Genomic DNA, 14,353 nt, shown 5'->3' with positions numbered 1-14,353 from the left:
CAATTTCCCTCCCAGTATATCAATGAACTTTCCGTGTTTTGCGGGGTGCAAATGTAAAAAGCATTTTCAAATCTCGCAAGCTTTTTTGAATCTTTTTTTTAGAAAATTTCTTTCCCTTTCCAATTCCAAACCTGCCAGTATTTCGATGAACATTTTCGCTGTTGCGGGTGCAAAAGTACCACCTTTATTTACATTTCCAACTATTTATTTTACATTTTTTCCATCTTTTCTGATTTTATTTCTTAACTCCCTGATAACACAATTTTTACAGCACAAACTTTTTTTACACTTTGTCAGGTTTTTCTGCACTGCATTGTACTTTTGATAGTTTATTAAGGTTTCTGCGTCCCGTTTTTATCAGGTTTTCATTCCATACTGCCCTTTTCTAAACAAATAAACCGTTTTTCAAAACTTACTTTTATCGCTTTGTTATCGAAAAAACTCTTAAAAACAACTCCACTAGCCCCGATAGAAGTGGAAATCCTTTTATTTTGGGGTTCAAAATAAAAGATTGCAGCGCATAGCGGGAAAAAGCTCCTTAATATTGGTTTCGAATTCAATCAGCCTCACAAACTTTTACTCTTATATTATAATGGGTGAATTACACTGTCCATAAGACGCACTGCAGTGCGTCTCTACCCAAAATTGGATTTGATCAGGATTCTATTCATATATATGTATATAAAAATAAACCCGACAGGTTTTGAAAAACTGTCGGGTTTGAGGATGAATTATACTTATATATTATAGTATACTTATATATTATAGTATACTTATATATACTTAATTTAAACTATCAATTGCTTCTTTGGTGATTTGAATACTTTTTAGTTTTGCCTGATGATCGAAGATTGGACTTGTTACCATCAACTCATCGATTCTTGCGTAGTCGATGAACTTTTTCAAATCGGTTATTAATTGTTCTTTGTTTCCTGTAAAAGTTCCGGCTGTCATTTGATTCACATGAAAACGTTCTGCTTCATTCATAATGTCATCTAATGATGGAACGGGAGGCTGTAAACCTTTACGGTCGTTTCTGATTAAGTTTAAAAACATTTGATACAAACTTGTAGACAATAACTCTGCTTCTTCATTTGTGTCTGCAGCAATAATATTCACGCACGCCATTGTTGTTGGCTTATCCAAATACTCTGAAGCCTGAAAGTTTTCACGATAAAATTCAAAAGCCTGGATCATGAGTTTTGGTGCGAAGTGGCCGGCAAATGCATACGGTAAACCATAAGCTGCTGCCAAAGCCGCACTATCCATACTTGATCCTAAAATCCAGATGGGCACGTTTAGACCTTCGGCTGGAAATGCGCGAACTTTTCCTGTTGCGTTTTCACTTGAAAAATATTCCTGCAGCTTGCTTACATTTTGCGGGAATCGTTGTGCCTGCTCAAAAAAGTCTTTTCTAATAGCTTCGGCAGTTGGCTGATCTGTTCCAGGTGCTCTTCCAAGACCTAAATCGATTCGGTTTGGATAAAGTGTTTCCAGAGTTCCAAATTGTTCTGCAACTACTAAAGGAGAATGATTGGGCAGCATGATTCCGCCAGAACCTACACGGATACTTTTTGTCTGGCTTGCCACATAACCAATTAAAACAACTGTCGCTGTACTGGCAACGTGAGCCATATTGTGATGTTCTGCGAGCCAAAATCGCTTGTATCCTAAACTATCTGCTAATTGTGCTATGTCTTTTGTTTTTTGAAATGTTTCTTTGGCATTGCTATCCTGAGTAATGATAGCGAGGTCTAATAATGAGACTGAAATTGGGTTTTTCATATAAAAAATGCTAGTATACAAAATTAACTCATTTATGCGGATGCCTTTCCTTTTCTAATGTTAATAGAATTATAATATTCTTGAAAAGGTTTAAAAAAGTAATTTTTAATAATTAATTATTGTTTTACAATAATTAATTATACATTTGCAATATCAATTTAACTTTTCAATATATGAAGACGACTCATATTGTATCCAGAATTTTATTTTACTTTACCCGATTTTTATCTGTTGTTTATTTCTTTTTGGCTTCGTATTCTGTTTTTACTTTGCTCACAGGATTATTTTTGACTTTTAAAGACAATGGAAAATATTTTCAGGTTTGTTATCCTTTTACTTCTCATCCTTTAATGCTTGGCGATTATAATATCCTGTATATCCTTTTTGATTTTTTGGCACCTTTGAGTTTGTACGGACTTTTCTTTTTATTAAGCAGTAATGTTTTTAAAGTATTCTTTCAGCCTAAATTATTTACTTCAAATGGAATTTTGCATTTAAGACGTTTTTATTTATCAAATCTATTAATTCCCGGTATTGTAATATTTACAGCTTTCTTTTTTGTTCCGCTTGATAATGAAGTTTCGCTGTTTATTTTACTACACGGAATGCTTGGCGTTTTTGCTTATTTTTTAGCGGCCATTTTTAAACAGGGTTTAAACCTTCAAAACGAACAAGACTTATTTATATAATATGCCAATAATTGTAAATGTTGATGTAATGCTTGCCAAGCGCAAGATGCAAAGTAAAGAGTTGGCAGAAAAACTAGATATTACGCCTGCCAATTTATCGATTTTAAAAACCGGGAAAGCAAAAGGAATCCGGTTTGATACTCTCGAAGCTATTTGTAAAATACTGGATTGCCAGCCTGGCGATATTTTAGAATATGTAGCCGAATAGCTTTTTAATCTTATTTATTCAATATAAAAATCGGTTTTTTAAGCCGACAGGCATTCTATTGCCTAAATTTTTTCAATTATATTTTATTCAATCATCTAAAATCAATCAGAAAATGAACAGTTTATCAATCAAAAATCTCAGCAAAATGTATGAGAACGGCACTAAAGCGATTGACCACATATCGCTTGAAATTACTAACGGAATGTTTGGTTTATTAGGTCCAAACGGTGCCGGAAAATCGACTTTAATGCGTACTCTTGCTGTTTTGCAGGAACCTACTTCGGGAATTATTGAGTTTAACGGAATTAATATTCTCGAAAATCCAATGTTTATGAGACAAAATTTAGGTTATCTGCCTCAGGAATTCGGCGTTTATCCTAAAATTTCTGCTTATCGCCTGCTCGATCATTTGGCGGTTTTAAAAGGAATCATCAATAAAAAAGAACGACACGATCAAATTTTGTACTTATTACAGCAAACCAATTTATTACAGCACAAAGACAAAGCGGTCCATTCTTTTTCGGGGGGAATGCGCCAGCGGTTTGGAATCGCTCAGGCTTTATTGGGAAATCCGAAGATTATTATTGTGGATGAACCAACTGCCGGACTTGATCCGGAAGAAAGAAACCGATTTAATAATCTGCTAAGTGAAATTGGCGAAAGTATTATTGTGATTTTGTCGACTCATATTGTTGAAGATGTTCGTGATTTGTGCCCAAAAATGGCCATTATCTCCAACGGAAAATTAATTTTGGAAGGAAAACCAAATGAAGCTATTGAATCTTTGAAAGATAAAATCTGGATGAAATCAATTCAAAAAAGTGAATTAAACGATTATCAATCCAATTACAATATCATCTCATCCAGCTTAAATTCAGGAAAAATAAACATTCATGTTTTCGCAAACGAGCAGCCAGATTCTGCTTTCGTTTTGATTCATCCGGATTTAAACGATGTTTATTTCAATGTTTTAGCTCAAAATCAACTTAAAAATTAGTGTTATGTTTTCTAAATTAATTCAATTTGAATGGCATAACAACACCAGAAACTGGACTTTTTATGCCGTATTTTTTATTTATCTGATATTAGGATTTTTTGTGAGTGCTTTTGCCAACTTTTCGTTTTCGGGCGCTTATAAAAATAGTCCGTATGTGCTTACGTATGCCATTGGCCTAATTTCCTTAATGACCATATTTTCTATTACGCTTCAGGCAGCACAAAATTTTTTAAAGGAATATGAAACGAAATTCGATTCGATAATTTTCTCCTCTCCTATTTCTAAGTTTCATTATTTGAGCAGTAAATTTATTGCCGCATTTGTGATCGCCATAGTTTCTTTTGGAATGTTTATTATCGGAATGATCACCGGGCATCAAATGCCATGGCTTTCAAAAAGTGAGACCGGTCCTTTTGAAATTATCAATTATATATGGCCGTATTTAGTGATTGTGATTCCTAATATTTTCTTGTGTCTTGCTATAGTAACCGCTTTAGCATGGCTTACACGAAGTAAACTTTTAATTTATGCCGGTGGTTTATTAATTTACATTTTATATATAGCGGGTTCCGTTTTTTCGAATTCCCCTTTGTTTGCAAATGCTTCGCCATCTTCGGCGAAAGCCATGTCACTGGCCGCAAAAATAGATCCGTTTGGTTTGGCAGCATTTCTCGAACAAACAAGGTATTGGACTTCTGTTCAAAAAAATACAGAACTGCTTTCGATTTCAGGTAATTTTTTATTGAACCGGATTGTTTGGATTGCTGCTGCGATGTTTTTACTTTTTATTTCATACCGCTTATTTTCATTTCGAAAAACAAAAACCGGAAAAGCAAAAACACTTAAAATTATTTCAAAAGAAACAAAAGTGCTTGCTGCTAAAATTCCGAAAAACATCGAATTTAAAACTTTCAGACATAATTTAGCTGTTTTTAAAAGCAATATTAAAATGGATGTTGTTTTAATTCTAAAAGGAATTCCGTTTTTACTAATTGTACTTTTATTTGCCGGGCTGTTATTAATTGAAATCTCCGATGAAATTGACGGCGGAATCAGATTAGCCGAAAAAATTACCAATACCGCTCTGATGATTTCGACCATAATGGATCGTCTGCCATTTCTCCTGATTTTGATTTTGCTTTTTTACAGCAGTGAATTATTGAACCGAAGCGAAAATTCGAGATTTGAAATGTTGGAAAATACCGCGCCATATTCTCCGTTTATAGTTTTACTGGCAAAATTAACGGCACTTTTTATAATTCCGTTAATAATGATTTGTATTAGTATTTTAATCGGATGCGGATTTCAGATTTTCAATGCTAATGCGCCAATCGAAATTGGACTTTACCTTTCGTTATTTTACTATCTTGGATTTCCGCTTCTGCTGATTTCAATTTTAATCATCGCAATTCAGACTTTTATCCAAAATAAATATGCCGGACTTTCGACTGCTGCTTTTGTGTGTATTTTATTTTGTACCGGAATTGGAGAGCAGCTAGGAATTTCACATCCTTTATTTCGATTTGGAAATGCTTTTAAAACGGAATATTTTGATTTGAATGGTTTCGGAAAATATACTTTTCCATTCCATATTTCGATGTTTTACAATTTAGGTTTAGCTTTAATGCTTCTTGCTTTAACCGGAATTTTGTGGAAAAGAAATACTTCAGTCATAAAAACCTTTCGAAGAAATTCATGGAATGCTATTCAAAAAGCAGCTTTGGTATTGGGAGCTATTCTTTTTATTGGTTTTGGAAGTTATCTTTTTTACAAAACCAATATCGAATCTCCTTATTTGACGGAAGAAGATCAGAACAACCGGAGCCAGGAATACGAAAGTCAATTTAAAAAATACACCAATCTGCCTCAGCCTGCAATTGTTTCTGTGACCGGCAAAGTTGATTTGTTTCCCAACGAAAACCGTTATGAAGTAAAAGGAACTTACGAACTCATCAATAATTCTCAAAAACCAATTGATAGTTTACTCCTATATATAGATAGAAATTCGAAACTGGTTTCTGTTGAAATACCTAATTCTAAAAAACTGGAGGATGTTTCGGCATTTAATCATTATTGGTATCGTTTACAAAAGCCTTTGCTGCCAGAGCAAAAAATGAAAATGAATTTTTCATTTGAATCATCATGGTCGCCGTTTAAAGGACATACAGCATTTAATTCTATAATCGAAAATGGTTCTTTTATGCGAATAAGCCGTTATTTTCCGCTTTTTGGGTATCAGGATTCCAATGAAATCAGCAGTAAAAAAGAGCGTGCCAAAAGACATTTACAGCCACAGACACCTCTTAAAAAACTGGAAGACAAATCTGAAATTAAATATGATTTTGTTGATTATGATGCTGTGGTTTCAACTTCAGGAAATCAAACTGCAATTGGCGTTGGCGACTTGATTGGAAAATGGAAAAAAGATGGCCGCAATTATTTTCATTATAAATCGAATGGGAAAATTCCGTTTCGATTTGCTTTTTCTTCTGCTGAATATCAAATTAAAAAGACAAATTACAAAGGTATTTCGATAGAAGTTTTTTACGATAGAAGGCATTCGAGAAACATTAAAAAATTAATTCGGAACATAAAAAACACTTTAGATTATTGTCAGGAGAATTTTGGAAAATATCCTTATAAAACGATTCGTTACGCCGAAGTTTCTGCTTTCGCCGATGGATTTGCTGCGACTTCCTATCCGTCAACCGTATTTATGAAAGAGAATTTTGGATTTTACAGCGATTTGACAAATAAAAAGAAAGAAGATGTAATTAATCAATTAACAGCGCACGAACTTTCGCACGAATGGTGGGGAAATGCACAAATAAGTCCGGAACAAAAAGAAGGAAGCTGGATTTTGACCGAAACATTAGCACAATATACGGAATTAATGTTATATGAAAAAGAACATGGTTTGGAAAAAGTCCTGGAAACTTTAAAAATTCATCTTGATTTGTATTTAAGCAGCCGCAGTTATGATCCTGAAACGCCTTTGTACAAAACGAATTATGAAACCCCACATTTGCCTTATGATAAAGGTATGCTGGTGATGCATCAGCTTAAAATGCTGATTGGGGAACAAAAAGTAAACCTGGCTTTGAAAAACTTTCTGAATCATTATAAATATCCAAATTTGTTTCCTGATTCTGAAGATTTATTAAAAGAAATTTATGCCGTTACGGATAAAAAAATGCATTCTAAATTGAATGAAATGTTTAAAGAAATTATTACGTATTCCTCAAAAATAGAATCCGTTGAAAGTATTCAGAAGAATGGTTTTTATGAAGTTTATTTTAAAGTGGATTCTAAAAAATATCAGGAAAATGCAACGGGAGAGCGAAAACAAATTGCAAATGATACCACAATTGATGTTGGAATTTATGATGAAAACGGAAAATTATTTCGTTTGCCTTTTGCAATTAAAAATAATAAGACCGAAGGAAAAATAAAACTCAGAACAAAACCTCAACGTATTGTTGTCGATCCTTATTTAATGAATATTGATACTTTTATAAAAGATAACGAAAAGGAAATTAATTAAAAGTTTTTTGCCACAGATTAAAAGGATTAAAGTATGATGATAAATCTCTGTCTTAAAATTTTATCGCAAAGAAAAAATCATTACAATCCTTTTAATCTGTGGCAAAAAAATCATTTCAACTGAATAAGAATTTGTTTATGAGTTGTTTTACCATCTTCTTTAATTTTAAAATCGGAATTATTCAATTCAATTTCAAATTTAGAAGAAGAATCAATTGCTAAGGATATCTCACGATATCTAAAAGTTTGTGGAATTTCCGGCAATTCAACCATAACTTCTATTTCTTTATTTTTTTGCACATAATAGACTTTAATTCTGTCTCTTAACCAAATATATTCGTAAACTTCCTGCCACGGTGCCATCCATATAGAATCGTTTCCATTTACACCATATTTATCTGCGAGAGCTGTCATATAATATTTAAAATCAGGGAAATGCATGCTTAAATTCCACAAATTTGTATTTCCAGTTCCGTGTGTAAATTCGTTAAACCAAATTGGATCTGGCTGTTTTACAATAGAATCCAGCGTTTTTAAATAACGATCCATTGTTTTAAAACTAATCGTATCTTTTGAACTCTGTACAAAAGTTCTGGCGGTGATCATTTTATCTAAATTTACTTTTGAATCAACTTTAAAAACAGGTCCAATTCCTGCATAAGACGCCACAGAAAAAGAACCATTTGCCAGCGCCTCTTTCTCATATTCTAAATGATAACCAGCATCTCCTTCTCCGCCGGGAACTACAAAATGCGACATTGTAAAATCAAGATTTTGTTTTATTGACGTTGTATTTTCAGTTACTTCTTTTAAATAATTTGTACCATGTTTCGTTGCATGGTGAAAACCGTGGTTTAAAATATCCCATCCGGCATTGTACATTTCTTTAATTTCAGACCAAGAAAGATGGCCGCGGTTTGCTGGTAAATCCCGAATGGAGCCGCCATTTACTGCCAAAGCCAATTTAAACGGAATTTTATTTCCAAATCCGTCCGAATAAAAAAGACCTTTTGAAATTGTTCCGTCTCCACCCTGATCTATTTTCCATTCATTTTTGTCGGGATTGCTGATTTTTCCGCCATTCAATAATGGAAATGCCGTTAAATAAGCCGATCGATATCCATCATCAAGCGTAAAACTATAAGCAAAGTGTTTATTAAATTTTAAGGCAGCGGGGTTAATTTTGACATTATTATCAGACTTTAATTTGATTTTGAAAGAAATAAGTTTTGTTTTTGAGGAATCTGTTTTGGCATTAAAATTATTTTCAAAACAAAAACAAGCTGAATTAATCAGGAGAATAAAAGCGAATAAAATTAGTTTTATTCGGGAATGTGGTATTTTCATTTTAAGCTTAGAATTAGAAGTACTAAAGATACATTTTCTTTAAACATAATTTTAATTTGCTGATTAATTGAACACAGATAAAACGGATTCACTTCATAAAATCAGTGTCTAATTTTAAACGCACTAAAAGTTGATATTTCAACACATTGAAAGTATTTAACGAAATATAATGAGTTATATCTAAGCAAAAACTACAATAAAACCCTCATAATCAATGCTTCGCAAACAGGCATGTAAATTGTATTTTAAAGTACAACTAAAAAATCCTGCTATGTATCGTACTCATACAAAAACGATTGTGTTTATTTCGGGAGCTTTTGTAAGTCATTTTTATTGGGAAAAATGGCTTGTATTTTTTGAAAATAAAGGATACAAAGTTGTAGCTCCGCCGTGGATTCACAAAAATGATTCGGTCGAAAATTTACGGGATCAAAATCCGTGTGTAAAAATTGGATCGATTACTTTATTTGATCTTGTCTGCTATTATACTGAAATTATTGAAAAACTTCCTCAAAAACCTATTTTGGTGGGACATTCGTATGGCGGGCTTTTAGTACAATTGCTGGTGCAAAAAGATTTAGCTGAGGCTGGAATTTGCATTAATCCTTTTCCGCCGAGAGGTTTTTCAACTTTAAAATTTTGCTTTTATAAAATTATTTTATGTTTTTCCTGCGATTTTTTATCTTCTGAAAAAACATTTTTCTTACCGTTTGAAAATTGGCGAATCATTTTCTTTAATACTGCATCGAATGAAGAACAAAAAACTTCTTATCAAAAATTTATTATTCCTGAATCTAAAAAAGCCCTTCGGAATTTATTCTCAAAAAATGCTGTAATTAAGTTCAGGAAAAAACATGTTCCGCTCTTTTTTATTTCTTCTTCAGATGACAAAATTATTAGTACAAAACTAGTTTACCGGAATTTTAAAAAACACAAAAACGTTCATTCAGTAACTTGTTACAAAGAATTTAAAGACAAAAATCATTTTTTAATACTTCAGCCTCAATGGGAAGAAACTGCAGAGTTCATCGCAAAATGGATTGAAAAAGTTATTTAAATTTCTCTTTTGAACAGAACAAAAAGATATTATGTTTTTATATTCTTTGTGATTTAATTTCGCAAAGTCTCCAAGACTAAAAATTTAACTTATTTCTCTCTTAATTTCTAATTTCTTGATTTTTGAATTTAATGTCGAAGGATGAATGTCGAGAATTTCTGCTGCTCCGCCTGCGCCCGAGATTTTTCCGTTACATTTTTTAAGGATATACAAAATGTAATCACGCTCATTTTCTAAAATAGTTTTAATCGAAAATGAATCGGTATTTTGCTGCGCATGGATTTTTGATGAAGGCGAAAACTCAATTGCCTTAATTGTATTTCCTTCTGTAAGCAGCAATGTGCGTTGTATAAGATGCTCGAGTTCTCTAATATTTCCCGGCCAGTCGTAATTGGTAATCTGCTGCAATGCATTATCAGAAAGTACAGGGATTTTTCTGTTCATTCGTTCGCTGTATACTTTTATGAAATGATCTGCCAGCTCCGGAATATCTTCTTTTCGCTTTTTTAAAGACGGAACAATAATTGGAAAAACGTGCAGCCTGTAATATAAATCCATCCTAAAACGTCCGGCTGCAACCTCTTCTTCAAGGTTTTTATTTGTAGCGGCAATAATTCTTACGTCAATTTTAATAGGCATAAGTCCGCCCACCCTTTCAATTTCCCGTTCCTGCAAAACCCGCAGTAATTTTACCTGAAGTTCTAACGGCATTTCTCCTATTTCATCCAGAAAAATTGTACCGCCGTTTGCCAGTTCAAATTTCCCGATTCGTTTTTCTAAAGCTCCTGTAAAAGCACCTTTTTCGTGTCCAAAAAGTAAGGATTCTGCAAGGTTTTCAGGAATGGCTCCGCAATTTATAATAATTAACGGCTTTTCTTTTCTTGGAGATAATGCATGAATACTTTGTGCGATTTTTTCTTTTCCGGTTCCGCTTTCGCCTAAAATTAATACAGAAGTATCAGACGGCGCTACTTTTTTGATATAATTAAAAACCGTAACCATTTGAGAACTGTTGCCAATTATACCTTCAAACCCAGATTTTATACTTTCTGTTTTTTCTTTTTTTACCAAAATTTCCTTTGGCTCTATAAGTAGTGGAGAAGGCGAATAAAAACGGGATATAAATTGCGAAAATGTGTTCTCGAGATTTGATAATAATTTCAGGTTTTCATTAGAATAAGCATTAAAATTACGGCTGTAAAAAGTAAAGCAAAATTGCTCTGAAGCTGCGATTGAAAGCGGAAAAACCAAATACGATTTAATTCCGAAGTTATGCGAAATAATTCCTTTTATAGGTGCCGTCTGAAAATTATTAATCAGCGATTCTTCGCAATAAATAACCGGATTTATATCAATCTGAGATTTTATATAGGTTTCATTTAACTCGCTTATCGGGATATCTGCAATTTGCGACAGTTTTTGAACATTGATAATCTGATACTGATCAATATTTTTTCTGACGATTCCGAGATTTGAATATTCGTCGGCACTTACAAACCCAGCTTCTAAATAATCAAAACAAATAAAGGTTTGAATGCTTTTAGCAAAAGTCAGTAAAGCTTCTTCGAGTTTAAGATTGGAATTGATTAATCCCGTAATTTCATTTTTTAGTTCTAACTGCTGCATCAACTGCGATTCCAGACTATATTTTTGTCTGTAAAAAGCAATTTCCAGCGTTGTTAAAATATCTTGTTCTCTAAAAGGTTTTACAATAAATCCGTATGGCTGTGTGGTTTTGGCGTGATCTAAAATTCTTTTGCTTGAATTGGCTGAAATAAAAATAAATCCGATATTTTTTTCTTTTAAAATATGAGCCAGATCGATTCCATTTTTGTCACCTTTGAGCATGATATCCAGAAATACCAAATCTGGTTTTTGTGTCTGAATTATATCCAGAGCCTGATCTACAGAGCGTGCAATTCCGATAACCTGATAGTTTGCTTTTTCAAGGATTAACTGTAAATCATGTGCTTCGATAAACTGATCCTCAACAATTAAAATTTGTTTTTGAAATTGATTTTCGTCAGATTGAGCGCTTCTATCAGTCAAGGTTTCCATAAATGTAGTATTATTTATATTATAACGCTGTAATTAACTGGCATAAAATTAGTTAAATAACCCCAGTAATTGCAGTGTTTTGAAAGATTTATATCAAAAAAATCATATTTAATGTGAATTTTCCTGATATTTTTCAAAAAAACCACGCTCCTTTATTTCTATATTTGTTTGTTAAAACCAATAAAAAATCTAATTTTTAACCAATTATGAAACTAAATTTCAGCATTTCCCTGATCTTATTCAGTGTTTTTTCTGCGGCAGCACAAATTCCTTCGGTTTCTCATTATAATTTAAGCAAAAAAAGATTACTCATTCAGACCTGTTCGATGTATTTATACAATGCTAATCAGGGCGCAATAGATGCCGACAGTTCGGTTGCTCTTGCATGCAAAGCCTACAAACTGCCTCTGTCTTTAGCTTATGACGAAGGATTTAATGACGGAAAAACTTTAATAGGAAATAATGAAATAAATAGCGGTAATATCGAATCGGCTAAAAAACTTTTGGCAAAAGCAAAAAATGAAGACCGTATAAAACTGTTGTTTCAGCTTTCTAATTTTTACCTTTTTAAACCGGGTTCAAAGCCAGATGATCTTCAAAATGCTAAAACTTACATAGATGAATCTGTTACAGCATCAAATCAGTTAAAAATAAAAAAGTGGCAAAATCAGAGTTTATTATTACTTGGGAAATTCTATTATCAGGCAAATAATCAGCCCGAAGGAAATAAATGTTTTTTAAAGGTTATTGATGAATGCCGTAAACAAAATGACCAACTCGGTCTTGCACAGGCTTTGGATGCTTACGGAACGCTTTTATTCAATCTAGATCCTCAGAAAGAAAAAATACTGCAGGAAGCCATCTCGATTTATGCTTCTTTAAAAATGGAAGAAAAAAGAATCGAAAATTACATGAAAATCACCACGATATATTTTTGGGGAGGAAAAGGATCTGAAGCAAAAAAAAGATTGTATCAGACTTTAGTTTTTCTAAGAAAAATTGGTTTTCAACAAGAACAATATGTCGAAACCACTATTTCGTATATTGAATCGAATCAGTTTAACTTAAAAAGTTCGCTTTATTATGCGCAAAAAAGTGTAAAAAGAATGGAAGATACCGGCGATTATACTTTTGCAGATATTTTTTATATGCGTTTGGGAATGGTTTATTTAGGTGTTGGCCATTATGATGATGCTATGAAATTAGCGCAGAAAAGTATTGATCACGGCAAAAAAAATATTGCAAACAGCGGATGCTGGTACAAAAGTTTTATAACATCTGCGGCTTCTTTATCTATTAGAGGAAAAAATCAGGAAGCTATTAATTATATCAGCTCTATTATTAAAGTATATCCGCCGGAAAACATTTTCGACCAAATGCTAATTGCCTTTGCTTTTGGAAATTGTTATTGGGAATTAAAAGATTATCGAAATGCCGAAAAGTATTTTCTTGAAATGGATACTTACGCTTCTAAATTAAATTCTCCTGAAACTTTTAGAGACGTTGCCAATTGCTACTCGACTATTGCCGCATTTTATGCAGGAAGAAAAAATCTTGAAAAAGCAACGTATTATTCCAACAAAGTTTTAGCGCTTTCCAGTAAATATGATAAAAAATATAACTCACAAACTTTAATGACATCTTTATACCGAATTGATTCCTTAAAAGGTGATTACAGGTCGGCACTTGCTCATTATAAAATATTTAAAAAACTGAGCGATTCTATTTATGATATTTCTAAAAACAAGCAAATTGAGGAATTAAAAATTCAGTATGAAACGGAGAATAAGGAAGAAAAAATTACACTTTTAAACAAACAGTCTAAACTGCAGGAAAGTGAACTGCAAAAATCTAAACTCTTAAACAGTGTGTCGATCTGGAGTTTAATTTTGCTGCTGGTAATTATAGCCTTATTATTTAATCGTTATCGTTTGAAACAACGAAATCATGCCAAACTGGAACAAAAAGAAAAAGAAATCAGCAAAGCCAATTCGAATTTAAGACATTTATTAGACGAGAAAGAATGGCTGTTGAAAGAAATTCACCATCGTGTAAAAAACAATCTTCAAACGGTTATTAGTCTTTTAAATTCACAATCGGCTTATTTAGAAAATGATATGGCTTTGTCTGCCATAAAAAACAGTCAGCACCGGATTCATTCGATGTCTCTTATTCATCAAAAATTATATAATTCTGAAAATATTTCGACCATTAATATGCCCAATTATATCAAAGAACTGGTCGAATATTTAAAAGAATCTTTTTCGCTGGGACAGAGAATCCGTTTTGAAATAAAAGTTGATCCGCTGGAATTAGACGTGGCACAGGCTGTTCCGCTTGGACTTATTTTAAATGAAGCCATTACCAATTCTATCAAATATGCTTTTCCGGAAGATCGAACCGGAATGATTTATGTAACGCTGGAAACAATATCTGAAAATCAGTATGTGCTGAGCATTTCTGATAACGGAATTGGTTTTAATACTGACCTCAGCGATAAAAAAGCAAACTCTTTCGGTATGAGTTTAATAAAAGGGCTGACTGATGACCTTGAAGGAAAATTAACGATAGAAAATAATAACGGAACGATTTTGAAAATCGAATTTTCGCAAGAATTTCCGCTGAATCAAAAAAGGAAAGTAATTTAAAACCTAAATTTGTACATCAAA

9 protein-coding genes are annotated in these 14,353 nt (G+C 32.8%); 6 read left to right on the top strand and 3 right to left on the bottom strand.

Features of this window, described 5'->3' with window-relative positions:
* Positions 1-783: 783 nt before the first annotated feature.
* Positions 784-1,785: an LLM class flavin-dependent oxidoreductase gene (locus ASE21_RS17310; RefSeq protein ID WP_057123974.1), complete on the bottom strand. Its 1,002-nt coding sequence runs from the start codon at positions 1,783-1,785 to the stop codon at positions 784-786.
* A gap of 173 nt (positions 1,786-1,958) precedes the next feature.
* On the opposite strand from ASE21_RS17310, the gene ASE21_RS17305 reads away from it, so the two are divergent.
* The 4 genes from ASE21_RS17305 (at position 1,959) to ASE21_RS17290 (ending at position 7,223) form a co-directional block, all read left to right on the top strand.
* A complete protein-coding gene (locus ASE21_RS17305; RefSeq protein WP_057123973.1) occupies positions 1,959-2,474 on the top strand; it encodes a hypothetical protein in 516 nt (171 codons plus the stop codon).
* A 1-nt stretch (position 2,475) separates the two neighbouring features.
* Positions 2,476-2,682, top strand: coding sequence for a helix-turn-helix domain-containing protein (locus ASE21_RS17300; protein WP_012024053.1), 207 nt, complete (start codon positions 2,476-2,478; stop codon positions 2,680-2,682).
* Between the two features lie 112 nt (positions 2,683-2,794).
* The gene (locus ASE21_RS17295) at positions 2,795-3,679 is read left to right on the top strand and encodes an ABC transporter ATP-binding protein (protein ID WP_057123988.1); all 885 of its coding nucleotides are present in this window, start codon (positions 2,795-2,797) and stop codon (positions 3,677-3,679) included.
* Positions 3,680-3,683: 4 nt separating this feature from the next.
* Positions 3,684-7,223, top strand: a complete 3,540-nt coding sequence (locus ASE21_RS17290; RefSeq protein ID WP_057123972.1) for an ABC transporter permease/M1 family aminopeptidase — start codon at positions 3,684-3,686, stop codon at positions 7,221-7,223.
* 110 nt (positions 7,224-7,333) lie between these two features.
* Here ASE21_RS17290 and ASE21_RS17285 read toward each other — a convergent pair whose 3' ends face one another.
* Positions 7,334-8,569, bottom strand: coding sequence for a polysaccharide deacetylase family protein (locus tag ASE21_RS17285; RefSeq protein WP_057123971.1), 1,236 nt, complete (start codon positions 8,567-8,569; stop codon positions 7,334-7,336).
* A 271-nt stretch (positions 8,570-8,840) separates the two neighbouring features.
* Between ASE21_RS17285 and ASE21_RS17280 the strand changes: the two genes are divergently transcribed.
* Positions 8,841-9,626 carry an alpha/beta hydrolase gene (locus ASE21_RS17280; RefSeq protein ID WP_057123970.1) on the top strand — a complete coding sequence of 262 codons (786 nt, stop codon included), beginning with the start codon at positions 8,841-8,843 and terminating at the stop codon, positions 9,624-9,626.
* A gap of 84 nt (positions 9,627-9,710) precedes the next feature.
* Here ASE21_RS17280 and ASE21_RS17275 read toward each other — a convergent pair whose 3' ends face one another.
* Positions 9,711-11,684, bottom strand: coding sequence for a sigma 54-interacting response regulator (locus ASE21_RS17275; protein ID WP_057123969.1), 1,974 nt, complete (start codon positions 11,682-11,684; stop codon positions 9,711-9,713).
* Between the two features lie 206 nt (positions 11,685-11,890).
* Here ASE21_RS17275 and ASE21_RS17270 point away from each other — a divergent pair, with 206 nt between their 5' ends.
* Positions 11,891-14,332: a sensor histidine kinase gene (locus ASE21_RS17270; RefSeq protein ID WP_057123968.1), complete on the top strand. Its 2,442-nt coding sequence runs from the start codon at positions 11,891-11,893 to the stop codon at positions 14,330-14,332.
* The last annotated feature ends 21 nt before the right edge of the window (positions 14,333-14,353 follow it).

The sequence above is a fragment of the Flavobacterium sp. Root901 genome (assembly GCF_001429765.1).
Lineage (GTDB): Bacteria > Bacteroidota > Bacteroidia > Flavobacteriales > Flavobacteriaceae > Flavobacterium.
This window is presented reverse-complemented; position numbering and strand designations above follow the sequence as displayed.